This is a genomic window from Halomonas sp. ISL-56, from assembly GCF_018612805.1.
In the GTDB taxonomy this organism is placed as follows: Bacteria; Pseudomonadota; Gammaproteobacteria; order Pseudomonadales; family Halomonadaceae; genus Vreelandella.
The window spans coordinates 17,261-42,763 of sequence record NZ_JAGGRO010000015.1; the positions used below are offsets into that span (position 1 = coordinate 17,261).

At 53.9% G+C, this 25,503-nt stretch carries 21 protein-coding genes; 8 read left to right on the top strand and 13 right to left on the bottom strand.

Annotated elements, in window-relative coordinates; translation table 11 throughout:
* Positions 1-75: 75 nt before the first annotated feature.
* Together J7J49_RS12480 and J7J49_RS12485 are read left to right on the top strand one after the other, a co-directional pair.
* The gene (locus tag J7J49_RS12480; protein WP_251048290.1) at positions 76-780 is read left to right on the top strand and encodes a ComFC family protein; all 705 of its coding nucleotides are present in this window, start codon (positions 76-78) and stop codon (positions 778-780) included.
* A gap of 54 nt (positions 781-834) precedes the next feature.
* A complete protein-coding gene (locus J7J49_RS12485) occupies positions 835-1,809 on the top strand; it encodes a serine/threonine protein kinase (protein WP_215093015.1) in 975 nt (324 codons plus the stop codon).
* Between the two features lie 36 nt (positions 1,810-1,845).
* On the opposite strand, the gene J7J49_RS12490 is transcribed toward J7J49_RS12485, so the two are convergent.
* Complete coding sequence (locus J7J49_RS12490) at positions 1,846-2,412, bottom strand: TraB/TrbI/VirB10 family type IV secretion system protein (protein ID WP_215093017.1); 567 nt, start codon at positions 2,410-2,412, stop codon at positions 1,846-1,848.
* 423 nt (positions 2,413-2,835) lie between these two features.
* On the opposite strand from J7J49_RS12490, the gene folE reads away from it, so the two are divergent.
* Positions 2,836-3,387: a GTP cyclohydrolase I FolE gene (gene folE, locus J7J49_RS12495; protein WP_215093018.1), complete on the top strand. Its 552-nt coding sequence runs from the start codon at positions 2,836-2,838 to the stop codon at positions 3,385-3,387.
* Between the two features lie 120 nt (positions 3,388-3,507).
* Complete coding sequence (locus tag J7J49_RS12500) at positions 3,508-4,965, top strand: NAD-dependent succinate-semialdehyde dehydrogenase (RefSeq protein WP_064233006.1); 1,458 nt, start codon at positions 3,508-3,510, stop codon at positions 4,963-4,965.
* A gap of 127 nt (positions 4,966-5,092) precedes the next feature.
* Here the strand turns inward: J7J49_RS12500 and purH are convergent, their stop codons facing one another.
* The 8 genes from purH to ppa all read right to left on the bottom strand — a co-directional run bounded on the left by purH (position 5,093) and on the right by ppa (position 14,111).
* On the bottom strand, positions 5,093-6,691 hold the full coding sequence (gene purH / locus J7J49_RS12505) for a bifunctional phosphoribosylaminoimidazolecarboxamide formyltransferase/IMP cyclohydrolase (RefSeq protein ID WP_215093020.1): 1,599 nt from the start codon (positions 6,689-6,691) through the stop codon (positions 5,093-5,095).
* 62 nt (positions 6,692-6,753) lie between these two features.
* Positions 6,754-7,119, bottom strand: coding sequence for a DNA-binding transcriptional regulator Fis (gene fis / locus J7J49_RS12510; protein ID WP_064233004.1), 366 nt, complete (start codon positions 7,117-7,119; stop codon positions 6,754-6,756).
* A complete protein-coding gene (dusB, locus tag J7J49_RS12515; protein ID WP_215093022.1) occupies positions 7,116-8,153 on the bottom strand; it encodes a tRNA dihydrouridine synthase DusB in 1,038 nt (345 codons plus the stop codon). The genes fis and dusB overlap by 4 nt, the downstream gene beginning before the upstream one ends.
* 127 nt (positions 8,154-8,280) lie before the next feature.
* Positions 8,281-9,195 carry a 50S ribosomal protein L11 methyltransferase gene (gene prmA, locus J7J49_RS12520; RefSeq protein WP_064233002.1) on the bottom strand — a complete coding sequence of 305 codons (915 nt, stop codon included), beginning with the start codon at positions 9,193-9,195 and terminating at the stop codon, positions 8,281-8,283.
* A gap of 157 nt (positions 9,196-9,352) precedes the next feature.
* The gene (accC, locus tag J7J49_RS12525) at positions 9,353-10,693 is read right to left on the bottom strand and encodes an acetyl-CoA carboxylase biotin carboxylase subunit (RefSeq protein WP_064233001.1); all 1,341 of its coding nucleotides are present in this window, start codon (positions 10,691-10,693) and stop codon (positions 9,353-9,355) included.
* 31 nt (positions 10,694-10,724) lie between these two features.
* A complete protein-coding gene (gene accB, locus J7J49_RS12530) occupies positions 10,725-11,198 on the bottom strand; it encodes an acetyl-CoA carboxylase biotin carboxyl carrier protein (RefSeq protein WP_064233000.1) in 474 nt (157 codons plus the stop codon).
* A 346-nt stretch (positions 11,199-11,544) separates the two neighbouring features.
* Positions 11,545-13,398, bottom strand: coding sequence for a protein-disulfide reductase DsbD (gene dsbD, locus J7J49_RS12535; protein ID WP_215093024.1), 1,854 nt, complete (start codon positions 13,396-13,398; stop codon positions 11,545-11,547).
* A gap of 182 nt (positions 13,399-13,580) precedes the next feature.
* Positions 13,581-14,111, bottom strand: coding sequence for an inorganic diphosphatase (gene ppa / locus J7J49_RS12540; RefSeq protein ID WP_064232998.1), 531 nt, complete (start codon positions 14,109-14,111; stop codon positions 13,581-13,583).
* Positions 14,112-14,423: 312 nt separating this feature from the next.
* On the opposite strand from ppa, the gene J7J49_RS12545 reads away from it, so the two are divergent.
* Positions 14,424-16,139: a bifunctional protein-serine/threonine kinase/phosphatase gene (locus J7J49_RS12545; protein ID WP_215093026.1), complete on the top strand. Its 1,716-nt coding sequence runs from the start codon at positions 14,424-14,426 to the stop codon at positions 16,137-16,139.
* A 91-nt stretch (positions 16,140-16,230) separates the two neighbouring features.
* On the opposite strand, the gene J7J49_RS12550 is transcribed toward J7J49_RS12545, so the two are convergent.
* Both J7J49_RS12550 and rnt read right to left on the bottom strand, forming a co-directional pair.
* Positions 16,231-17,490, bottom strand: coding sequence for a 6-phosphofructokinase (locus tag J7J49_RS12550; RefSeq protein WP_215093028.1), 1,260 nt, complete (start codon positions 17,488-17,490; stop codon positions 16,231-16,233).
* Between the two features lie 163 nt (positions 17,491-17,653).
* Complete coding sequence (rnt, locus tag J7J49_RS12555) at positions 17,654-18,322, bottom strand: ribonuclease T (RefSeq protein WP_064232995.1); 669 nt, start codon at positions 18,320-18,322, stop codon at positions 17,654-17,656.
* Between the two features lie 283 nt (positions 18,323-18,605).
* Between rnt and J7J49_RS12560 the strand changes: the two genes are divergently transcribed.
* The 3 genes from J7J49_RS12560 to J7J49_RS12570 all read left to right on the top strand — a co-directional run bounded on the left by J7J49_RS12560 (position 18,606) and on the right by J7J49_RS12570 (position 21,425).
* Positions 18,606-19,826, top strand: coding sequence for an argininosuccinate synthase (locus J7J49_RS12560; protein WP_064232994.1), 1,221 nt, complete (start codon positions 18,606-18,608; stop codon positions 19,824-19,826).
* Between the two features lie 90 nt (positions 19,827-19,916).
* A complete protein-coding gene (locus J7J49_RS12565; protein WP_064232993.1) occupies positions 19,917-20,249 on the top strand; it encodes an HlyU family transcriptional regulator in 333 nt (110 codons plus the stop codon).
* 33 nt (positions 20,250-20,282) lie between these two features.
* The gene (locus J7J49_RS12570) at positions 20,283-21,425 is read left to right on the top strand and encodes a DUF294 nucleotidyltransferase-like domain-containing protein (protein ID WP_215093030.1); all 1,143 of its coding nucleotides are present in this window, start codon (positions 20,283-20,285) and stop codon (positions 21,423-21,425) included.
* 6 nt (positions 21,426-21,431) lie between these two features.
* Here the strand turns inward: J7J49_RS12570 and J7J49_RS12575 are convergent, their stop codons facing one another.
* Both J7J49_RS12575 and J7J49_RS12580 read right to left on the bottom strand, forming a co-directional pair.
* Positions 21,432-22,658: an EAL and HDOD domain-containing protein gene (locus tag J7J49_RS12575; protein WP_240488148.1), complete on the bottom strand. Its 1,227-nt coding sequence runs from the start codon at positions 22,656-22,658 to the stop codon at positions 21,432-21,434.
* A gap of 89 nt (positions 22,659-22,747) precedes the next feature.
* Positions 22,748-25,501: a sensor histidine kinase gene (locus tag J7J49_RS12580; RefSeq protein ID WP_215093032.1), complete on the bottom strand. Its 2,754-nt coding sequence runs from the start codon at positions 25,499-25,501 to the stop codon at positions 22,748-22,750.
* Positions 25,502-25,503 lie beyond the last annotated feature (2 nt).

Consider the following 25,503-nt stretch of genomic DNA (forward strand, 5'->3'; position numbering starts at 1 on the left):
GGAGTATATTATCAACTTTGTGCTGGAAGTCAATCAATGATTTGATCTTTATGTATATAATCTTAAGGAGATAGCATGGCGTTGAAGCAGTGGCTACAGCGCGGAGGACACTGGATCAAGCAGGCCATGCCTGGCTATTGCGCATTTTGCCTGGCACCGGCATTAGCGGGGCGAGGGTGGTGCGCGACCTGTTTGGACGAGCTGCCATGGAACTTACATGCCTGTCGCCAATGTGGTGACCCTGTTTCCCATGGCGAGAGCTTGTGTGGATACTGCTTAATTGACCCGCCGGCATTTTCGACCACCCAGGCGGGGCTGCTGTATCAAGGGGCGATTAAACAGCTGATGCATGATTTCAAATTTCATGCTTCGCCACGGGCAGGCATGCTACTGGCTGAATTGATGCTGCTGACCCCGCCGGATAAACTCGGCGATGCTTTTTTACCGGTGCCCATGACGCCTATGCACGCTCGTATCCGGGGGTTTAATCAGTCGCACTGGTTAGCCGAACGGCTTAACCGGCAGCTCGGAACTCCAATGGTGTCTGCCAGACGGATAAAAAACGCTCCATCTCAGCGTACCTTGAACCGCCGCCAACGGGCTGCCAACCTGACGGGCGCTTTTGTATTTGAAGCACCGCCTCCGGCGCATTTGTTAATAATTGATGATGTGGTGACCACTGGCTCCACAGGCCATGCATTGGCGCGTGCAGCGCTGGATGCAGGCGCCAAGCGTGTTGATATTTGGGCGGCCGCGCGTACACCGTTAGGCAAGGATTGATAGAATAGCGCTTTCGCTGATTCAAACGCCTTTTTGCCAACCCAGGAGTGACCGATGTCACACCCGTTTAGCTCTCTTTCGCCTGATTTAGTGATGTCTGCCGTAGAGTCGCTGGATATTTGGCCTGCAGGCGAGCCTTTTGCGTTAAATAGCTATGAAAACCGCGTGCTGATGTTTCGTGATGATGACGGCAAAAGCTGGATCGTTAAGTTTTATCGCCCTGACCGCTGGTCGGATAGTGTGATTCAGGAAGAGCACGATTTTCTGCAGGAACTGGTAGATCAGCAGGTGCCAGTAGTCGCGCCTTGGCGAAACGAGGCGGGGGCGTCGTTGCACTTTTTCAAGGATTTTCGATTTACGCTGTTTCCTCACTGCTCCGGCCAGGCACCGGAGTTGGATAAACCTTCGCATCTGTTTGCGATGGGGGAGTTGCTGGGGCGGTTGCACGACGTATCGGCTAAAAAAACCTTTCAGCACCGCCCGCGATTAGAGATGGCCAGCGGTATTCTCGATGCTCAGCAGCGGGTGCTGGCCAGTCATTGGATGAATAGCCATCAGCGGCGGGCCTATGACCGGGTGATTGAAAAGGTGCATCAGCAGCTTATAAAACATAACGTGCCCACCGGTAGCCTTATTCGCTGCCACGGCGATTGTCATTTGGGTAATGTGCTGGGGCGTGACGAGCAGTTCACCCTGGTCGATTTTGACGACTGCACCATGGCCCCTGCCATGCAAGATATCTGGATGCTACTACCCACCGATGACCCGCAGGGATGGCGATCCCAGTTAAGTGAAATTATCGAAGGGTATGAAGAGACGCGTTCATTTCCTAATGAGCAAATGGCGCTTATTGAGCCGCTAAGAAGTTATCGGCTGATAAGGCATTCGGCGTGGCTGGTGTCACGTTGGGATGACCCGGCTTTTCCTCGGGCGTTTCCCTGGCTGGCGGATAGCGGCTATTGGGATCAGCATATCCGCCAATTAGAGCAGCAATGCCTTCAGCTAGAGAACCCGCGCTGGTTGGCATAGCCGCTCATGGTATAGCAACAGAATACAATCAATGCACTACTCAACTTCAGGGTCAGCGGCTTCACGCGGTATGGGGTTGGCGACGCCTTCCCCATTGGCTTGCTGGCGCTGCTGATTAAGCTCTTCAGAGGGGTTGTCCAGTTCTTCAATTTCAACGGGTTGATCCAGCGTAAGCAGGAACGTCTGGCCAGGAGCAAGCGTGCATGGGCTGCCTTCGCAAGCGATACCGTATTGGCCATCTTCGCCATAAGCGCTGGCACTAAATTCGCCTGTGAAAATATCGCTGTTAGCGTCGTGGGTTTCAATACAGGTCGCTTCTTGGGTGGTCACGCGAATGCGCTCGTCGACCAATTGCGCACTGCCTACGATAACGCAGTATTCAGGTAAAGAGTGCGAGGCGCTGGCTGCTTGAGTGGGGTGTAACAAAATATCGTTGAGGCGCGCTTGGTTTGACTCAAACACAAGCTCTTCAACAACCTCGACGCCGACGGTTGCTTCATTGGGCAGCGATAGTGTGGCTTCGGAGGCTACAGCCAATAGCGGCGTAATAAAAAAGGGGGCCGCAAGGGCTGTTAACCAAAAAGGTGTTGGTTTAAATGACATGGCGAGCTCTCAATGTTGGCGTCTGCGATACAGGCAGTAAAATAAAACCGATTAATCATATCACAGGCCCCTCGGTTACAAAGTTAACGACGCGGCGCTCTGCCGCAGGTAAACGAGCCATAGGCAGCCCAGATGCGGTAAAATACACGTTTTGCTTAATACTCGTTGTGTGGACTTCAGTAAAAGTATACCTTTTGTACAATGTGTGTAGAGGGAGGCTGTTGTCTAGCATCGCTTCTACAACCATCTTGCTTTTCATGCGCCCAAGGGAATAGACCTTGATGACCGTTTGGACGCGATTGTGCATGGTTTTCAAGATAGTTGTTGAGATAGATTTTGAGATGGTTTTTGAGAAAGTTTTTGAGAAAGTTTTTGAAATGATTTTTAGAATGGTTTTTGAAACAGATTTTGATGAGGCTAAACATGTCCGATGATATCGCCGAGCACTACCGCCAGATAATCTCAGCACTTGGCGAAGACCCTGAACGCGAAGGGCTAAGAGATACGCCGAAGCGTGCGGCCAAGGCCATGCAGTTTCTCAATGCGGGCTACACTCAGTCATTGGAGGAAATTATTAATGGTGCGGTGTTTGAATCGCAAACGGATGAGATGGTGCTGGTGAAAGACATTGAGCTCTACTCAATGTGTGAGCATCATCTTTTGCCGTTTATCGGCAAATGCCATATCGCCTATCTGCCTAATGGCAAAGTGTTAGGGCTGTCTAAGTTTGCGCGAATTGTCGACATGTTTGCCCGTCGTATGCAGATTCAAGAGAACCTAACTCGCCAGATTGCCGAGGCAGTGCAGGACGTTACCCAGGCAAAGGGCGTTGCTGTGGTCATTGAAGCGCGACACCTCTGTATGATGATGCGAGGCGTGGAGAAGCAAAATTCCAGCATGACCTCGTCGGTAATGCTAGGTGGATTCCGCAAGAATCAAGCGACTCGGCAAGAGTTTTTAATGCTCATTAGCTAAATTTATCGATGGTCATTGGTCGGTAAAGCACGCCGCAAATTTGGTTTAAAGGGGTGTTTCGTCTTAGCATGAAGATGTTAATGAGCCTACGAGGCCATCATTTTTGGTCAGGAGCCTGTCATGGAAGCGCTTAAAGAAACACAGCTGTATTGCCCCTTTGCCTATATTGACGGTAGTTGGGTTGCGGCAGATAGCGGCGAGCAAATTACGGTATTAAACCCGGCCACCGGTGAATCGATTGGCGAGATTCCTCGCCTAGGTAAAGCTGAGACCGAGCGGGCCATTGATGCCGCAGATGCTGCGCTACCGGCCTGGCGAGCGCTGACTGCCCAAGAACGCGCTGATTTGCTGTTAAAGTGGCACGACCTGATGCTGGAGCACCAGCAGGATCTGGCCATGCTGATGACCTATGAGCAGGGCAAGCCACTTAAGGAAGCCGCGGGTGAAATCGCTTACGCGGCCAGCTTTTTACGCTGGTTTGCCGAGGAAGCGCGACGCGTCTACGGCGAAACGATTCCTGCCGCTAAAGCCAATCAACGTATTGTTGTTACCAAACAGCCGGTGGGGGTAGTTGGCGCGATAACGCCGTGGAATTTTCCCGCTGCGATGATTACCCGCAAAGCCGGGGCAGCATTGGCCGCTGGCTGCACAATAGTGGTTAAGCCCGCTAGTCAGACTCCTTTCTCTGCGACGGCTTTAGCGCTGTTGGCTGAACGGGCAGGCATCCCGCGCGGTGTCTTTAACGTAGTACCCGGAAGCGCTAGCGATATTGCCCAGGCGATGACTCAGTCGCCTAAGGTGCGCAAGATCACCTTTACCGGTTCGACCGAAGTAGGTCGCAAGCTGATGGCCCAAGCGGCGGAACATATCCAGAAAATCTCGCTAGAGCTAGGCGGCAATGCGCCCTTTATTGTGTTTGAGGATGCCGATTTAGACGCCGCCGTGGAAGGCGCCATGGCCGCTAAATTCCGCAATGCAGGGCAAACCTGTGTCTGTACTAACCGCTTCCTCGTTCAGTCGAGTGTGATTAACGCCTTTTGTGAAAAGCTTGCAGTCGCTATGAACAGCGAACTGCATGTGGGGGATGGCACCAAACCCAACATTAATATTGGCCCATTAATTGATGAAAACGCGGTTAAAAAAGTCAGCGAGCATGTACATGACGCTATTGATAATGGCGCTGAGCTACTGCTGGGCGGTCATCCGCATCCGCTAGGCGGCAATTTCTTCACGCCGACGTTGATCAGTTTTGCGACTGACAAGATGAAAGTGGCCCACGAAGAGACCTTCGGGCCACTGGCCGCTGTATTTCCGTTTGACGATGAAGAGACTGCGATTGAGATGGCCAATGACACCCAGTATGGCTTGGCCTCCTATTTCTACTCCCGTGATCTTGCCCGCGTATGGCGTGTAGCCGAGGCGCTAGATTACGGTATGGTGGGCATTAATACTGGCGCCATTTCCAACGCTGCCGCGCCTTTTGGGGGTGTAAAAGCGTCGGGTCTAGGCCGCGAGGGTGGTCATCAGGGCTTGGAAGAGTATTTGGAAACCAAGTATCTATGTATTGATCTTGGTTAAGTCCCATAGCATTGCTTATTGAACATAGCATTGCTTATTCATAGCAGTGAAAAAAAGAACGTAAAAAGCCCCACCGGCAAAGTGCCGGTGGGGCTTTGGCGTTTTTGTGGGTATTAAAAAAAGCGTTTTAGTGGCGGAAATGGCGCATACCGGTAAATACCATGGCTATGCCTGCTTCATTAGCGGCGTCGATCACTTCCTGATCACGCATGGAGCCACCAGGCTGAATAACCGCGGTAATACCTGCCGCCGCGGCTGCATCGATGCCATCGCGGAACGGGAAGAAGGCATCAGACGCCATCACTGAGCCGGGCACCGAAAGTCCTTCGTCAGCCGCTTTAATGCCAGCGATTTTTGCCGAGTATACACGGCTCATTTGGCCAGCGCCGACGCCTACGGTTTGGCCCTCTTTGGCGTAGACAATAGCGTTAGATTTAACAAATTTAGCCACGCGCCAGGCAAAAGCTAGATCACGCAATTCTTGCTCGCTGGGCGCGCGCTGGCTGACCACGGTCAAGTCGTCGCGGGTGACCATGCCGTCATCGCGCTGTTGTACCAGCAAGCCGCCGTTAACGCGCTTAAAATCAAGCGCTGGCTGCTGCTCACCGGGCCAGTGTGCGCTGACGTCCAACAAGCGTACGTTTTGCTTATTTGCCACAATGGCAGCAGCTTCGTCGCTGACGCCGGGGGCAATAATTACCTCGACAAACTGACGGTCAATAATCGCCTGGGCTGTTTCGGCATCCAGCGGCGTATTGAAAGCGATAATACCGCCAAACGCGCTGGTGGGGTCGGTGGCAAACGCTTTGTCGTAAGCTGCTAGGGGGGTGGCGCCAATGGCGACCCCGCAGGGGTTGGCGTGCTTTACGATAACGCAGGCCGTCTCGTTAAAGGCCTTGACGCACTCAAAGGCGGCGTCGGTATCGGCCACATTGTTATAAGAAAGCGGTTTGCCCTGGAGCATTTTCGCAGTGGCAACGCTGGGTTCGCTTGCCTGAGGGTCTACGTAGAAGGCCGCTTGCTGATGGGGGTTTTCGCCGTAACGCATATCCTGCTTTTTGGCTAGCTGCAGGTTAAAGGTGCGTGGGAAAGACTCATCGGCAGTGGTTACTTTGCGGCCTAGGTAGTCAGCAATGGCGCCATCGTAGCCAGCAGTATGCTCAAAAGCTTTCACTGCTAAATCGAAACGCGTGGCGCGACTGACGTGGCCATCTTGGGCGGCCAACTCGCCTAGCACGCGGGCATAATCACTGCTATTGACCACAATGGTGGTGTAAGCGTGGTTTTTGGCGCAGGCGCGAACCATGGTTGGGCCGCCGATATCGATATTCTCGATGGCATCTTCAAGCGTGCAGTCAGGCTTGGCAACGGTGGCGGCAAAGGGGTAGAGATTGACCACTACCATATCGATCGGCGTGATATCGTTCTCGGCCATGACCGCATCATCCTGACCGCGGCGGGCCAAAATGCCACCGTGAATTTTCGGGTGCAGCGTTTTAACCCGGCCATCCATAATCTCGGGGAAGCCGGTGTGCTCAGACACTTCTTTCACGGCAATCGCATTTTCTTGTAGCAGGCGGAAGGTACCACCCGTGGAGAGCAGTTCAACTCCGTGCTCAGTCAGGCCGCGGGCGAATTCCACGATACCGGTTTTATCAGAAACGCTCAGCAGGGCGCGGCGAACGGGAGTAGCGTTACGGTCAGTCTGGGGAGGATTATCAGCCATTAGAGTGCTCGTGTGCAGAGTCGAGAATTAAAAAACAGTTAAAAACAACAGCGCCCCTGGGGTTATGGGGCGTCACCTTCGATAAGTCCGTATAGCTTGAGTTTTTTGCGCAGAGTGCCTCGGTTTAGCCCCAGCACATCGGCAGCCCGGGTCTGGTTGCCATCGGTGTGCTCTAGGACGCAGGCAAGTAAAGGCGCCTCTACTTCAGCCATCACCATGGCGTAAAGATCGCTAGCCTGACTGCCGTCCAAATGCTCAAAGTAGCGGCGCATGGCCGTCTCAACGGCCTCGCGAAGTGGCTGTGGCGGTGCGTTAGCCTCAGGATCCGCGAGCGTGCCCGCTAAATGAGCGTTGCTCGAGTAAAAAGCATCGCTGGAATAGGCGTCGCTGGAGTAGCTGTCGCTAGAGAGAAGATCGCGTTCGGTCATGCAGCATAGCTTCCTTTGGCTAGCAAACGCGTGGCGGCGCCGGGGGCCATCGCGTCGTTGATCCAATCAAATTGCGTTTCAGGTGATGCTAACGCATTGAACTGCTGCTTAAGCACGCGCTGCTGGTGCGGCGTAAAGCGTTGGTCATCACTGAGATACCAGCCGACATGTTTGCGCGCGATACGCACACCCATGTTGGTGCCATAAAACTCATGCAACGCTTCTAGGTGCCCGTGAAGCACTTGGTGGCGCTCCGTAAGACTTGGCAGTGCCATCCGCTCTCCATGTTGGAGGAAGTGGTTAATCTGTTGAAAGATCCACGGGTTACCCTGAGCACCTCGGCCGACCATTACCGCATCAGCGCCAGTATACGCGAGTACCTCGGCGGCTTTTTCGGGACTTGTTATGTCGCCGTTGGCAATCACTGGAATCGATAGGCGAGACTTGATCTCAGCAATCGTGTCGTACTCTGCCTGTCCAGTATAGCGCTGTTGACGATGTCGGCCATGTACAGCGAGCGATTGAATACCCGCTGATTCGGCGAGACGGGCAATACGCAGGGCATTATTTGATTCGGCGCACCAGCCAGTGCGGATTTTCAGCGTTACGGGTATATCAACTGCAGCCACCACCGCCTCAAGAATCTCTGCCACCAAGGCCTCATCGCGAAGCAGCGCCGAACCGGCTGCTTTGTTACACACTTTTTTGGCCGGGCAGCCCATATTGATATCAATAATCTGCGCGCCCAGCTCGGCATTCAAGCGTGCCGCCTGAGCGAGCATTTGAGCGTCGCCACCGGCGATTTGCACCACTCGCGGGTCGGGCTCGCCGCGGTGATCCATGCGCAGCTGAGATTTACGAGTATGCCATAAGCTAGGGTCTGCAGTGACCATTTCACCCACTACCCAGCCAGCCCCTAGTCGTCGACATAGCTGGCGAAAAGGCCGGTCTGTGACGCCGGCCATTGGCGCAAGCATTACCCGGTTTGGTAATGCAAAGGCCCCAATGGTGGGTAATGTATCGATTGAGGTCATGGCGTCGGGCTTTGTCGGTTGTGAGCTGTGAGTGCTGGTCTGTAAATACGGGTCTGGCGGCGAGTAGGCGTTTCAAGGGTGCGTATGATACGCCTACTCGGTGATGGGGTGAAGGCCATTTGCCGCTTTAACGTGGACGCATGCCGCTAAGTCGCACCCATCCTTCACGTATTACTGGCTCATCCATAACGATGCCTTGCACTGCATAGGCGTCGTACACATCATCAGCCTGATTGGCCAAAATCCCCGATAGTGCAATGCGCCCGCCGGGCGCCACATGCCCAGCAATCATGGGCGCTAGTTCAACCAACGGGCCCGCTAAGATATTGGCAGTCACGATAGGGTAGTCGCCACAATCGCTTAACTGTTCAGGGTAGTAGAGAGAGAAATCCGACTCAGCAATAGCGTTACGCTCAGCATTGTCGCGGCTGGCTTGCAGTGCCTGGGGATCAATATCGGTGGCATCGGCGTGACGAGCCCCCAGCTTAAGTGCGGCAATGGCGAGAATGCCTGACCCGCAGCCCACATCCAAGACGGTTTGTTGGGCTAAGTGGCCTGCCACCGCCAGCTCATCTAACCACTCCAAGCACAGCGCCGTGGTCGGGTGCGTGCCGGTGCCAAAAGCAAGGCCAGGGTCGAGTATCAAATTAACGGCGTCGGCCTCGGGTGGTTCGTGCCAGCTGGGTACAATCCATAGGCGTTGCCCCATGCGTAGCGGCGTGAAGTCATCCATCCACTCACGCTCCCAATCCCGATCAGCTAGCAGCTCATATTCGATGGTTGGGCAGGGCTCGCCAGGCATCTGTTCAGACCATGCGGCCTCAATGCGCTCCAGCATGCTCTCGACGCCCTCAAGATCATCGTACAGACCGGTCAGTACGGTATCTTCCCACAACGGTGTGGTTCCGCGCTCAGGCTCAAATACCGGGTCGTCGTGAGCATCCTGAAGTCCAATGGCCGTCGCGCCCTCATCAAGCAATAGCTCTTCAAGGAGCTCTGCCTGTTCAGGTGCGACGTGGGCTTTGAGTTGCAGCCAGGGCATGGAGGTTCTCCGCAAGGCGAATTAAAGACACATTGATAAAAGCACATTCACTGAAGGCACATTCAGTCAAAATACCTTGAGTAAAAACAAGGACGGGGTGGACATGGCCACCCCGCTGGGCATCACACAGTGCGCTGGAAAGCGCTTGGCTGCTGTATTAGCTGCTGAGTTTCTTTTCCAGGTAGTGAATGTTGACCCCACCTTGACGGAAGTAGCTGTCGCGCACCAGATCTTTTTGCAGGTCGATATTGGTTTTAATACCTTCCACCAAAAGCTCGTCGAGGGCATTGCGCATTCGCGTCAGGGCTATTTCACGGTCAGCGCCCCAGGTGATCAGCTTGCCGATCAGTGAGTCATAATGCGGCGGCACGGTGTAGCCGGTATAGAGGTGAGAATCCATGCGCACGCCCAGGCCACCGGGGGCGTGGAACAGCGTTACCTTGCCGGGCGAAGGCATAAAGGTGCGCGAGTCTTCGGCGTTAATCCGGCACTCAAAAGCGTGGCCATTGAGCTTTACATCTTCCTGTCGAATTGACAGCGGCAGACCCGAGGCAATACGTAGCTGCTCTTTAACAATATCCACGCCAGTAACCATTTCGGTGACCGGGTGTTCAACCTGAACGCGGGTGTTCATCTCGATGAAGAAGTATTCACCGTCTTCGTAGAGGAACTCAAAGGTGCCTGCGCCACGGTAGTTGATTTTGATACATGCTTGACGGCACGCTTCAAGCACCTGGGCGCGGGCGTCTGGATCAAGACCTGGCGCCGGGGCTTCTTCGAGCACTTTCTGGTGACGCCGTTGCAGTGAGCAGTCGCGGTCATAAAGATGAATCGCGTTACCCTGGCCGTCAGCTAGCACCTGAACCTCGACGTGGCGCGGCTTCTCAAGGAATTTTTCCATGTAAACCGTGCCATCACCGAAGGCAGCGTGGGCTTCAGTGCGGGTAACGGTAATCGCCGACAACAAATGACCTTCAGTGTGCACCACGCGCATGCCGCGACCACCGCCACCGGAGGCAGCTTTAATGATGACCGGGTAACCAATACGGCGTGCGGTGGCTAGATTAGTCGCGTCATCGTCACCTAGGGGGCCGTCTGAGCCGGGAACCGTGGGAACGCCAGCTTCTTTCATCGACTGGATGGCGCTGACTTTGTCGCCCATTAGGCGAATCGTCTCGGCGCGAGGGCCAATAAAGGTAAAACCCGAGCGCTCAACCTGTTCGGCAAAATTGGCGTTTTCAGACAAAAAGCCATAACCAGGGTGAATAGCGGTCGAGTCAGTAACTTCAGCCGCGCTGATCAGGGCCGGAATATTTAAATAAGACTGCGCTGACGAAGCCGGGCCAATACACACGGCTTCATCCGCCAGGCGAACGTGCATAAGTTCACGATCAGCTTTGGAGTGTACCGCTACGGTTTTGATGCCCAGTTCTTTACAGGCTCGTAGGATACGAAGGGCAATCTCGCCGCGGTTGGCGATAAGTACCTTGTCCAGCATGGGAGAGTCCACCCGTGTTGAAAATGAAAGATTAAGCGATAACGATCATGGGTTGATCGAATTCCACTGGCTCGCCATCTTCCACCAGGATGGCTTCCACCACACCGTCGCGGTCAGCTTCAATCTGGTTCATCATTTTCATGGCTTCAATGATGCATATGGTATCGCCCTGCTTGACGCTATCGCCAACTTCTACAAACGATTTGGCGCCCGGTGCCGGGCTACGGTAGAAGGTGCCAACCATGGGCGAATTGACAGCTTCACCACGGTAGCTAGCGCCCTGAGGCTCTGCTTCGGCAGCAGGCGATGCCGCCGGAGCACCCGCCGCGGGAGCTGGTGGGTAGCCAGGATGTTGGGCATATTGCGGCATGGGCTGAGGCTGCCACGAGGCACCATTAGGGTGGCGGCTGATACGTACTGATTCTTCGCCTTCCTGAATTTCAATCTCGCTAATATTGGATTCTTCGAGCAGCTCAATCAGTTTCTTAACTTTGCGGATATCCATGGCATAGCCCCATCAATGTCATAACAGAAGATTATGAGAAATAGTCACAAGCTACCCCGGCCAGTGGGCGAGGGTGCTGTGCGGCACTTGTGTAAGCGCAGTAAACCAAAAGTAAAAATGAAGAGAACGCTGCATGTTAGCGAACGTTACCCCGTTCTCACCGTTAAAAAAGCAAGTTTTTAGCTAATATGGGAGCGGAGTTTGCCGAAAAAGTGCCAGGATGTCCAGCAACAGCCTAAGTCAACGTCCATACCTGCTTGTCGTTAAAAATTAAACAACTGTTTGAAGAAGTTCGCTGCAAAAAGCCGTTTTAGCGCCTCACGTGCTGCTATGACAGGTGTTGATATCAGCGGTTCACTAGCCATTGGCTGACTGTTTCGAGATGCTCGTGCAGTTGGTCGGCAGCCACTTCACCTTGGATGCGTGCAGGGCGGATCTCTTCACCCTGGCTAAAAAACAGCAGGCTGGGAGGGCCGAAGAGATCGAATTGCTCGAGTAACTCACGGCTCTGGGCGTCAGAGTGGGTGACATCGGCGGCGATCAAGGTGTAATTGCTTAGCGCGGCGGACACCTGTGGGTCGGGATAAACATCCCGTTCTAGCAATTTGCAGGAAATGCACCAGTCGGCAGTAAAGTGAACAAACACCGGCTGGTGAGCGCCATCAGCTTGAGCAATAGCCGCTTCAAGCTCGGTTAAGCTGGTTACCTCAGTAAAGTCGAGTGTTGCTGCTTGCGGCTTGCCGGAAAGGCTGGACGTTGCTGCAAGAGGGCGTAGGGGGTTGCTGCCACCTTGAGCGGCGCCAATTACCAGCGCTATCCCCCAGGCCAACAGCATCAGCCCCAACGTTTGGCGTGCCCGGGGCCACCCCTGTGGCTGATTGAAATTTAACGCCCCCAAGGCCAGCGCTGTACCAATCGCCAGTGCTGCCCATAGCAACAGCGCAATGGGTGCAGCCACTAAACGCTCAATCATCCAAATCGCGACGCCTAGCAGCAAAAGACCAAAGGCGATCTTCACCCCATTCATCCAGGCGCCCGAGCGGGGCAGCAGCGTGGTGCCAAAGGTGCCGACCAGAAGCAGCGGTACGCCCATCCCCATTCCCAACGCAAACAGCACCGCGCCGCCCATCGCCGCATCGCCAGTCGACGAGATAAACACCAGCGCACCTGCTAAGGGCGCTGTTACGCAGGGTGACACCACCAGCACCGAGAGGGCGCCTGCTAAGGCTAGCCCTGCTGGACCACTGCGTTGCGCGCGGGCCTGCCAAGCGTCGATACGGTTTGCTAAACGGGGCGACAGGTTAAGGTTAAAAGCCCCGAACATGGCCAGTGCAAAGAGCGTGAACAGCACGGCAAAGGTGATTAATACCGGGGCTGACTGTAGACGCGCCTGAAGATTAAGCCCGGCACCAAATAATCCCATTAACACCCCGACTAGCGCGTAGGTCAGTGCCATGCCGAGCACATAGCTTAGGGAGAGTGCAAACGCGCGGGGGCGGGTAGGGTTTTGGCCCACCACGATCGATGACAAAATCGGAATCATCGGCAGTACGCAGGGGGTAAAGGTAAGCCCTAGGCCGGCAATAAAAAACAGTCCCAGCGCTAGCGGCAAGCTAGCATTGCTGATCAAAGCACTAAAGCGGCTGTCTTCGCTTTGCGGCCCAGAGAAATCACTCTGCGAGGGAGTGGTTTGATTAGCGGCGCTATCACCTGCTTGCCAGTTTGCAAATTGAATGGGCGGCTCAGTTTCACTGGCTTGCAGTTGCGTGCGCTCTGGTGGGTAGCATAAGCCCGCATCTGCACAGCCTTGAAACGTAAGCTCTACGTTTAAGGGGCCTGAGTAGGTAGCATCCAGGGGGGCTTCAAATACTAACGAATCGCGAAATACATACACATCTCCCATGAACTCATCGTTGGTAAAGAGGCCCTGGGGGATGACGGGGTCGCCGAGGCTAACGCCCTCAGTTTGGCTGACAAGTGCAAGCTGGTGGCGATACAGATAGTACTCATCAGCGATATCGATGCCGATATAGAGCGTATCTCCATCATGCCAAGCGGTAGGCTGAAAGGCTTCCATCACCGGCAAAAATTCGTCTTGATTGCTCGACGATGAAAACCATTGAGCGTGCGCACTTAGCGGCAACAAGCCGAGAAAAAAAACCAATAACGACAATAGGCTCAGGCGTTTAACAGATAACACGGTGCGTCCTTAATCAATGGCAGCGCAATGAAAGGCAAACAGCATACCGCAACCCTTAACCCTTGGCGTATACGCTGCGGTGACGTGACGCGGACAGTTAATTCTTCTAACGCAATAAGGCCGCCCGAAGGCGGCCTTATTGCTACTAACGGCGCATCATAATAAACGCTGCAACGTCACTATTACGCCTTCTGATAGGCGGCAACAGACTTCTCAATCGCCTTGCGGGCAGCGTCAGCGCCTTCCCATGACTCTACTTTTACCCATTTGCCTTTTTCGAGATCTTTGTAGTTCTCGAAAAAGTGGGCAATTTGCTGGCGCAGTAGTTCAGGTAGATCAGTCACTTCATGGACATCGTCGTAGAGCGAGCTCAGCTTGGCGTGGGGCACGCAGATCAACTTGGCATCTTCACCCGCTTCGTCGGTCATGTTCAGAATGCCCACCGGGCGTGCGCGAACAATGCTGCCAGGCTGAACCGGGTGCGGGGTAACCACCAAGGCATCCAGGGCATCGCCATCGTCGGCCAGCGTATGTGGGATAAAGCCGTAGTTAGCGGGGTAGAACATGGGAGTGGCCATAAAGCGGTCAACGAGAAGTGCGCCCATGTCCTTGTCAATTTCATACTTAATGGGATCGTGGTTTGCTGGAATTTCGATCACCACGTAAACGTCGTTGGGGAGATCCTTTCCAGCGGGGATATTATCGAAGTTCATCGTTGATTCCTTGGTAGTTCAGTGACTAAAGTCGTGCTGTGGCTAAAGTCGTGCAGTGGTTAGGCAATCGTTTCAAAGTCGTTTATGGCGAAGAATTATACGAACATGGCTGCCCGATTACCAATGCGACATAGGTTGGCCGTAAGCGATCACCCCTGAGCCCTTAAATCGGATGAAAACGATAGAGACGTTTGGTGGGCATCGTTTCTGCTCTGCTGCGTGTATCATAGGCAGCGTTTATTGACAGTATTGGTTGAAAGTATTGGTTGACAGTGATGTCCCTCGATCGAGTCGGCAGCCTAGGAGGATGACTTGTCGCACGCCCAGTTGCTCATCAGTTTTGGTCAAGCGTTTGTCGCGCCCGATAGGCGCCTGCACCGCAGTTCAATGTCGGTTCGCTTTCCTGAAGCGCCACTGCTGCGCGCCAAAGGCGGCTGTGCGGTGATTAGCGACTCCATTTCGCGCAATACCATGGCCAAACAGGCGGGGGATATTAGCGTACGGGGCTTCCTGGCCGACTATTTTTCCACCCCCGACCACTGGGATGTTAAAACCTCGGCCACTCGCGTACTGCGCGCGCTCAACAGCTGGTGCTACAGTCAAAGCCAGCATGTCAAAGAGGGCAGTTTTGTTTCATCCATGTCGGCGATGGTGTTTCGTGGTCGCGAAGCCCACCTGTTTCATATGGGCGATACGTTGGTGTTTCGTTTGCGCGGTGCGGAGTTTGAACAATTAAGCCGTGACCATGTGACTGATTTAGGCGGCTATCGCTACCCCTCACGGGCGCTTGGCATGGATGGCAGTGTCGATATCGACTATACCCATATTGCACTTAAGCAAGGCGATCTTTTTCTGTTTACCACCCAGGGTGTGCGCGGCACACTGCTGCCATCGGACTATGTGCGCTTGATTCGTCAGGACGCCAGTGACCTGGATGCCGCCTGCGAGCGGTTAGCTGATGAAGCCAAGCAGCGCGCCCAGGAGCGCGGCTATGGTGGTGATCAGTTCTGTTTCCAACTGGTACGTATCGACGAATTACCCGAAGAGATCACCGAGCACCCGGGGCAGCTATACGGCGATCTGCCTATTCCGCCTGAGCTGACGCCGGGTGAGCGTTTAGACGGCTTGGAGATTCTCGCCGTGCTATCGAGAACGGCCCAGTCGCGGGTTTATCGTGTTCGCGATGTGCATAGCGAGCGGGAAATGGTCATGAAAGCGCCCAGCCCTGAACTTTCGCTACGCAATGCATATCTTGAGCATTTCCTGCTTCAACAGTGGGTAGTGGAGCGTGTTAACTCGCCGTTTGTGGTTAAAGTGATGGAGCCATCCCGGCCACGCCGCTACCTGTATTATTTGATGCAACATATTGAAGGCGAAACGCTGCGGCAATGGGCGGAGCGCCATCCTCAAGCGAGCCTGACCCAGCGCTTGGATATTGCCAATCAGCTAGGGAAAGCGGTGCAGGCGCTGCATCATCGGGACATTATTCATCAGCAGATCAATCCCGATAACATCTTGATTGACCCCCACGGCAAGCTAGTGCTCACCGATTTTAGTGCTTGCCATATGCGCGATGGAGAAGGGCATCGCCACTCCGGTGAATTGCTCCGCCAAATTGGCTTTAACGAGCACACCGCCCCTGAATATGCTTTGGGCGACAGTATTGGCCGGCGCAGCGATCAGTTCTCGCTAGCCTCGACAACGTATTGGCTGTTAACCGGCGCTTTGCCCTATACGTTGACACCGAATAGATTGCGTAGTCATACCGACCTTGAAGAGTTGACTTACTGCGGGGCGCGTACCACTAACCCGGAAATCTCTCCAGAATTAGACGATGCGCTTCGTCGCGCCTTGGATCCTCAAAGGGCGCTGCGGTTTAGACGCATGTCCGAGTTTTTGCATGCGTTGAGGGTGCCGCTTGGGCGACTACCTAATCGGGAAGAGAGTAGTCAGGAGCCGCGGCGTTTTTGGCAGGGGGTGGCGGGAATACTGTTATTGCTGCTAGTGCTTTCCTGGTTGCTGCGCTAAACCTAACCAGCGCACTACATATAAAACGGGCGATGAATCACTTCATCGCCCGTTTTTATTGCCGCTATCTTAGTTGCTCTGCGTTAGCTGCTTACAGCGTGAAAATAGGCAGCTTGCGCTCGGCTTTGGCCAGTTTCAGCTTAGCCACTTTAGGCAGGCCGTTCTCAAACGGTGGGAAATCCTCGCCCTGGATCAGCGGTGAGAGATAGTCCCGGCAGGTTTGGGTAATGGCAAAGCCGTTTTCGCTGATAAAGTCTCGGGGCATGAATTTCTCTTGATTGGCCACCTGGGCGAGCGGGGCGGAGATGACATCCCACTGATAGGGCGACTGAGAAATACGGCGAATGGCGGGCATCATGGCGTTTTTACCTGCCAGCGCCAAGGTGACCGCTTCGCGGCCCACCGCATAGGCTTGTTCAACGTCGGTTTTAGACGCCAGGTGACGTGCTGCCCGCTGAAGGTAATCAGCCACCGCCCAGTGATACTTGTAGCCTAAATCCTGCTTGATCATACCGGCAAGTGTTGGGGCTACGCCGCCAAGCTGACGGTGGCCAAACGCATCGGTATTGCCCGCGTCGGCTAGGAAGGTGCCATCTTCGTAGCGCGCGCCTTCAGAAACCACGATAACGCAGTAGCCATACTGCTTAACACTCTCTTCAACCCGCGCCATGGCCGCTTTACGATTGAAGGGGATTTCCGGGAAGATAATCATATGCGGTGGCTCGCCTTCGGCTTCGCCAGCTAAACCACCGGCGGCGGCGATCCAGCCCGCGTGGCGGCCCATGACTTCAAGCACAAATACCTTGGTGGAGGTGGCGCACATGGAGGCGATATCCAGCGAAGCTTCCAGGGTCGAGGTGGCAATATACTTGGCCACACTGCCAAAGCCTGGGCTGTTATCGGTAATCGGCAGGTCGTTGTCCACGGTTTTAGGCACGTGGATAGCGGTCAGCGGATAACCCAGCTTCTCTGAAAGTTGCGAGACCTTTAAGCAGGTGTCGGCGCTGTCACCGCCACCGTTGTAAAAGAAGTAGCGAATATCGTGGGCCTTGAATACCTCGATCAAGCGCTCGTACTGGGCGCGGTGGGTATCAATGTCTTTCAGCTTATAGCGGCAGGAACCGAAAGCGCCGCCCGGCGTATGGCGTAGCGCCGCAATCGCTTCATCGCTCTCCTGGGTAACGTCGATCAGGTCTTCTGTTAGGGCACCGATAATGCCGTTATGACCGGCGTAAACCTTGCCAATCTGATCGGGTGCTTGACGGCAGGCTTCGATAACGCCACAGGCGCTGGCGTTGATCACGGCGGTGACGCCACCGGATTGGGCGTAAAAGGCATTATGCTGGGCCATGGAAACGTCTCATCTCCTGAAAACGGTTGAGTAAATCGGCAACAATCTCCCACTGCTTGGTATGCGCTGGTTACAGGCGGCAGTGGGGATACAAAATGGCGCTACTGCAATGTTGCAAAGTTTAGCGTAAAGCCTTGTTGACTGCATTAGCTGCGGCGGTCTGTTAATCCCCGCCGTCCATCTCCTGTTCACGCTGGGCGAGCTGCCAGCCACCCAGATCTTTATAGCGATTGACCATGGCGCAAAATAACTCGGCGGTGCGCTCGGTGTCATAGCGAGCGGAGTGGGCGGCCTTGTTGTCAAACTCAATGCCCGCGGCACGACAGGCCCGGGCAAGCACTGTTTGGCCATAGATCAGACCTGCAAGTGTGGCGGTATCAAAGCTTGAGAACGGATGAAAAGGATTGCGCTTAATACCGCAGCGATTGACCGCTGCGTTCAAAAATCCCTGGTCGAACGCCGCATTATGGCCGACTAAAATAGCTCGGGTGCAGTCGTGGGCCTTAATCGATTTTCGGATCGGGCGGAAAATTTCCCCCAAGGCTTCCGATTCACTCAGCGCTACCTGACGGCGCAGGGGGTCGTCCAGGTTAATGCCGGTAAAATCGAGCGCGGACTGCTCAACGTTCGCCCCTTCAAAGGGCTGAATGTGGTAAGCATAGGTAGCATCAGGAAGCAGGTTGCCCTCCGGATCCATGGTCAGCGTGACGGCGGCAATCTCAAGTACAGCGTCGCCTTGGGCATTAAATCCCCCGGTTTCTAAATCAACGACCACGGGCAGGTAACTGCGAAAACGTTGGGCCATTAATTCGCGGGCAATTGCCTCGCTCATGCAGCTCTCCTTTCTTCAAGCGAGTAATAGTTAAAGCGAGTAATCAGTCAACATCAGCGGCAAACCACCGCTTTGAGTGGTGTGATTCTAGCAGCTTTAGCCCCCAGGCGTCGTTGACGGTATTCGCTGGGCATTGAGAACGCTATACTCAAGGTCTGTTTCAAAGGGCTATCTCAAAGGTCTATCTCAAAGGTCTAGCCCCGAGAGCGATCGCATTAGCCGAGCGCTAATGGCAGATGTGGTTTTTACTCATGAATTTCTTATGGTCAACGAGGAGCAAAGAATGTCCGATGTCAAAAAGGTTGTGCTGGCTTATTCAGGCGGCCTGGACACATCCGTAATCGTTAAGTGGTTGCAAGAGACCTACAACTGCGAGGTAGTGACTTTTACTGCCGACATCGGTCAGGGCGAAGAAGTCGAACCGGCGCGAACTAAAGCACAAGCGCTTGGCGTAAAAGAGATTTACATCGAAGACCTGCGCGAAGAGTTTGTGCGCGACTACGTCTACCCGATGTTCCGCGCCAACACTATCTATGAAGGCGAATATTTGCTGGGCACTTCTATCGCTCGCCCGCTAATTGCCAAGCGCTTGATCGAAATTGCCAATGAAACCGGTGCCGACGCTATTTCCCACGGTGCTACGGGTAAAGGCAACGATCAGGTACGCTTTGAACTTGGTGGCTATGCCCTGAAGCCCGGTGTAAAAGTGATCGCTCCTTGGCGCGAGTGGGACTTAACTTCTCGTGAAAAGCTAATGGCTTACTGCGAAGAGCATAAGATCCCGGTCGACTTTGCCAATAAAAAGAAAAAATCGCCTTACTCAATGGATGCCAACCTGCTGCACATCTCCTACGAGGGCGGCATTTTGGAAGATCCCTGGGCCGAAGCCGAAGACGATATGTGGCGCTGGAGCGTTTCTCCTGAAGCCGCCCCCGATACCCCCACTTACGTTGAACTGACGTACGAAAAGGGCGATATCGTGGCCATCGACGGTGAGCCGTTGAAAGCGCATGAAGTGCTCGAAAAACTCAACAAACTAGGTGGTGACAACGGCATTGGCCGGTTGGATATTGTTGAAAACCGCTATGTAGGCATGAAATCCCGTGGCTGTTATGAAACGCCAGGGGGCACCATTATGTTGCGCGCCCACCGTGCCATTGAGTCGCTAACCCTAGACCGCGAAGAAGCCCACCTGAAAGATCAACTAATGCCAAAATACGCGGAAGTGATCTACAACGGATATTGGTGGAGCCCAGAGCGTCGCATGCTGCAGGCTGCGATTGACGAGACCCAGAAGAATGTATCGGGTGTCGTGCGTATGAAGCTCTATAAAGGCAACGCTATCGTGGTGGGGCGTAAATCTGATGATTCGCTATTTGATGAATCCATCGCTACCTTCGAAGATGATGCAGGCGCTTACGACCAGAAAGATGCGGAAGGCTTTATTAAGCTGAACGCGCTGCGGTTGCGCATTGCCGCGGGTAAAGGGCGTAAACAGAGCTAATTAAAAGAGCACCGCAAACCTTGCTAGGGCGGCAGGCTGTTACTGCCGCTCTACAAGAAAAGGAGCCGCTGTGTATAAAAAGGAGTCATCATGCTAAAAAAAATACTTTCCGGTCTCTTTGGTAGTGATCGTCAGGCTGAGCCAGGCGCTACCACCAAAGCAGCTGAACCAGTGGAATACAAGGGCTACGAGATTGTCTCTCAGCCAGATGATAAGAGCGGTCAGTACCGCGTCAGCGGCTGGATTCGTAAGGCGGATGCCAGCGGTGAAACCCTTGAACACCGCTTTGAGCGTTCCGATATGCTACCAGGGCGAGATGCCTGCGATACCATGATGGTCACCAAAGCGCAGCGCTATATTGATGAAGTGGGTGATGCGATGTTCACGCCAGACCCACGCCGGGCAGGCGATAGCGAGCAGTAATGCCGTCAAATCATTCAGTCGAAGGAGAGGCGTATGCGTTTAGTACACCAAGCCTCACCCTGGCGCTCTCTATTCCATGAGAATGGAACGCTTAATACCTCGGCGCTCAACGCGCCGTTAGATCATCTCTTCGCTAAGCTCTTCGCAAATCACTCCTCGCCTTACACCTCTTTAGCTGAATTCTACGCGTGGCAACTGCCGCTAGTGGAAACACTGGTGCATTATGACCTGCCCGCTTGGCGGATAAGCCAAATTATCAGTGACCACAATGCCCATCTCTATCGGCAAGCTATTGGACTATCCCTGGACGAAATGCAGGCGCAAGGGTGGGGCGTACCGCCAGTCAACTACTGCGTACTGCTGCTAGGTTCCGCGGCGCGCTTTGAGAGCCTGCTAGGCCCCGACCAGGATAATGCGCTGATTATTGACGACTACCCGGATCACCGCCATGTGGAGATCGACGGCTATTTTCAAGCGCTAGGCGAACGGTTTACTCAACGCCTGGATGAAGCAGGGATCCCACTCTGCCATGGCCATGTCATGGCGCGCTGGCCGATGTGGCGCAAACGGCTTAGCGAATGGCAAGCACAGCTTGAGATATGGAGCGCCGACCGGCAGGTAAAGCGCGTGCAGCAGACCAATATCTTGCTCGATTTTGCCCCAGTAGCGGGCAATTCAGTGTTTGCCGAGCGATTGGGTTATAGCATTGCTGCCACACTTCCCAAAGCGTCACTGTTTATGAATGAAATGGCGGCGCTGTTAGATGAACTGCCGGTGGCGCTGGATCGGTTTGGACGCCTTGCCTCAAGCCCAGGCCTGGAGGCCCCCCACGATCACGCCATTAACCTTAAGCATCAAGGCTTACTGCCATTAATCAGCGCTACGCGCTTGCTTTGTCTGCGCTATGGGCTAGCCAACATAGCGACTCGCGAACGATTGATCGCGCTCAGTCATAGGGCAGATGTACTAACCTCGGCTGAATCAGAGCTGCTGGTGGCGGCTTTTGAGCGTCTGCAGCAGCGCCTATTGGATCAGCAGCGGTATAACAAAACCCGTGGTCAAGCTGTGGATGGCTGGGTTGATCTGAGACGCCTACGCGAAGATGAACGCCTGCTGTTGAAGTTTGATTTACAGCAGATCAAACGTTTGAATTCTACTGCTCAGAGTGGGTTGTAAAACAAATCATTTTACATCGGTATACACAAGTGAGCGTGCTTTAGAGGCCGCTTGCAGCATGATGTCGGATGGGAAATCAACGGGAGAAAATTGACTTTCAGCTGCCTCCACATCATTGAGCAACTTACCTAATGAACCAGCGCGTTGATTGATGGCATCTTCAATAAGTCGCCCAAGCCTGATTTCATTCTTCATTAGCTCTGCACTAATACCGAGAATGGTAGGCATTAGCGAGAATAAACCGGCAATAAAGCTTTCTTGCTCATCAAGTCGGCGTTGGTCGGCCATCATTTCACAGGCAAATGCACGAGTTAAGCCTTTGATAAGGTTTAGTTTGCTAACAGGGCTATTGTTGGCGAGCATCACAATGGTGACCAGAGTGCGTAGCTCCCTAAGCCCTATAATATGTAAACAATCAATCAGCTTAGTCGTGGGGCGACGTGAACCCTTCTCCGCGGAATTTGCGCGCTTGAATATTGCGCTTAGCAAGTAAGGATCCCTAGCCACTAACGTACTGATTTCAGAGAGGCGTACGTTGTCGCTATACAGTGCGGAGAGTAACTGCATTTGGTTGGCGCGTGACGTTGAGAGACGAGCCGTTTGCGTTGGTTGAGTTTTGGGGCGTTCATAAAAATAGCCCTGGAAAAGAGTAAAACCAAGCGCTTTACACTGGTTAAACTCTTCTTGCGTTTCCACTCGTTCTGCCAGAAGCGTAACCCCTTCTTTATGAAGCTTTTTTATAAGTTTTTTAGGTATGCTATTGGAAATATCAAACTTGACGATGTCACAGAAGGGCAGGAAAGCATGGTTATGTTCATCTAAAACGAAATCATCTAGCGCTAATGTATAGCCTTGGCTTTTAATGTAGTGCAAGGCATCAATCACTTCTTTCGTGGGCGGGGTATCCTCAAGAACCTCAATGACTATTTGTTGGCTAGGCAGCCCAGTCAGGTCTGGATTAGTGAGCCATTCCGCGGAAGCATTAATAAATAGCTGACGTGAACCGCAAAGTTTATCCAGGCCAATTTCATAAACAGCAATTGCACATGCTCTAGCGGTGGCTTGGACATTATCAATAACATTGGCAGTCTGGTTTGTTCCATTAGCACGATAAAGAAGTTCATCGGCGACATGGCGTAGCTGAGCATCAACTATTGGCTGAATCGCAATAGTATACTCATTGGTGTTGGCTTGTTGAGGAGGGGGACACTCATTATTCATCGGCTCATCCACGGCATGCTGCTTTAGGCGAAAGTAGAATTCTGAAATAAAGAATAACTTAGTTTAAGTGAGCAAAGCTAGCCGTTGTAACCAATATGTGATCAACGCTTCACGTCATCCGGCGCGGCGGGGAGTTCCAGTGTTAAGCAGGCGCCACCTAAGGTTTTGGCATCCTCGACCCACAGCCTTCCCCCCAGGTGGGCGATAATGCCCCGACTAATCGGCAATCCTAAGCCGCTGCCTCTCGGTCGACCTCGCGGAATATCATCGTCCTGTTGAATTTGGTGAAACTTTTCAAACACCCTTTCACGCTCATCTTCACTAATACCCGCACCGTTATCCTCTACGCTTAGCCGGAAATGACGGCGATGGCGGTAAAGCGTGAGGCGTACTTTTGGCTGCTCTCGGTCGGCAAACTTGCCTGCGTTATCAAGCAGATTAATAATCACCTGTTCTAAGCGGTCATGGTCGCCGACTACCATGGCAGGGTCAGCTGCTAAGCTAACGTCTAGCGCAATGCCGCGCTCTTCATGGAGGTGCGCAATCGCGTCAATGCTATGCCGAGTTAGGGCAGCAAGGTCGAGGGGCACGGGGTTAAGCGTTAAACGACCACTCTCCAGGCGGGCAAGATCGAGGATCTCCTCAATTAAGCGCGAAAGCCGCTGGCTTTCGTGAACAATGACACCCAGAAAATGCTGGCGCTTCTCGTCAGGTAGCTGTCCGCTATCGCGCAAAATTTCCGCAAAGGCACGGATGGAGGTGAGCGGCGTGCGCAGCTCGTGGCTGACCATGGCGACAAACTCATCTTTCAAGCGATCCAGCTCGCGTAGCCGCTCGTTGGCGCTACGCAGCTCTTCGCCGATTTTCACCAGCTCCTGGGACTTCTGCTCCAAACGGCGGTTGTACTCCAGGGTTTGTGAGGTCGTATCCAAAATGCTCAGAATCGACTCAATATCCAGTGCTTCACCGCGCACCACCGAGTTAATCAATACTCGCGCAGAGGAACTGCCCAGCGCCCCTGCCAACGCCTGTTCGGCACGGTTGATCAGCTCGGCAGTGGCGGGTTGATCAGCTGCATAAGCACTTTTGGTTCCGCTATGACTGAATACACGACGAGTGGTCTGGGTACCCAAATAGCGAACAAGCAGCTCTTTGAGTGCCCCCTGAGTCGTTTGCCCGCGCCATAGTGACGTCGAAAGCGAAGAGGTTTGCAGGTTAGGGTGCATCGCTTCAGTGAACAGCGCTGCCTGGGTTTGCTCAAGGGGTGTCGGGCGTGTAAACAGCGAGACACCTACCAATAACCCCACATTGGCCAACATGCTCCAGAGCAGCGAATGGGTGTATATATCCCAATTTTCGAGCCCGAATAAGCCGTAGGGCATTAGCCAGGCAATTCCCCAGGGGCCTTCAGTGAGCAGAGAAGCATCCAACCAGCCAGACTGGGCAAACCCAGGTAGCAGTAGCGTGTAGCACCAGATTAAGAACCCGGCGATTAAGCCAACGGTGGCGCCTTGGCGCGTCGCGCCGCGCCAATATAGGCCAATCAACAGCGCTGGTGCGAACTGGGCCGCTCCGGCAAACGAGACCAGCCCAATCGTCACTAAACTGTAGGAGTCACCAATCAGCGCATGGTAGAGATAGCCGAGTAGCAGAATCAGCACGATAGCGATGCGACGAATACCTAACAGCCAACCGGCAAGCTCGCCTTTGGTACTTAGGTGCAGCCGCCGTGAGCGCAGTAGCAGGGGCATTACCAGCTGATTGCTGACCATGGTGGAGAGCGCGATGGTTTCTACAATCACCATACCTGTCGCCGCCGACAGGCCGCCAATAAACACCAGTAGCGGCAGGCCTTCTAAACCGGCTGAAAGCGGTAGTGTTAGCACAAAGCTGTCCGGGTCGCCTGCGCTGACGCCTAGTAGCAGCCCAGCCAAGGCAATGGGAATAACGAACAGATTAATCAGCAGCATATAGAGGGGAAATAGCCAGCTTGCGCGAGCCAAGTGCTGCTCGTCGACATTCTCGACCACCAATACCTGAAATTGCCGGGGTAGGGTTAAAAAGGCCAGAAAGGCCAGCACCAACATTCCTACCCAGCCCGTGACGCCACCGGGAACGCTGTCCAAACGCATGCTATCGATAAGGGCTGGCGTGGCTGCTACCTGGGCAAACAGTGCGGCCGGGCCTTCAAACATCACAAATACGACAAAAATGCCAACAGCCATAAAGGCGACTAGTTTGACGATGGATTCCACCGCGATGGCCGCTACCATGCCTTCATGGCGCTCGCTGGCATCCAGGTGGCGTGTGCCAAACAGAATAATAAACACCGCCAATACCAGGGCGACCCAGAGGGATTTGTCCATCCAGAAGTGTTCATCCACCAAGGTAGTGTCGGCTGCGCGGGGATAATTGATCAGTACCGCGTGGCTGACGGTAATCGCTTTTAACTGCAGGGCGATGTAGGGAGTGATACTAATCAGCGCCATCAGCGCCACAAGCGCGCCTAAACTGGTGCTTTTGCCATAGCGGGCGCTGATAAAGTCGGCAATCGAGGTGATCCGCTGACGCGCGGCGATGCGCACCATCTTGCGGATGACAAAGGGAGCCAACAGCATCGCCAGCGTTGGCCCCAGGTAGATCAGTAAAAAGCTGGGGCCATATTCGGCGGCGCGGCCAACGCTGCCGTAGAACGTCCAGGCTGTGCAGTAAACGGCAATAGAAAGGGCATATACCGTAGGCGAGCCAATGATCGAGCGACCCTGTTCCGCCCGGCGGTCGCCCCAGGCGGCAACCACAAACAGCAGCGCCAGGTAGCCAAAGGCGGTGCCGAGGATCATCGCCTCGCTACGCATGG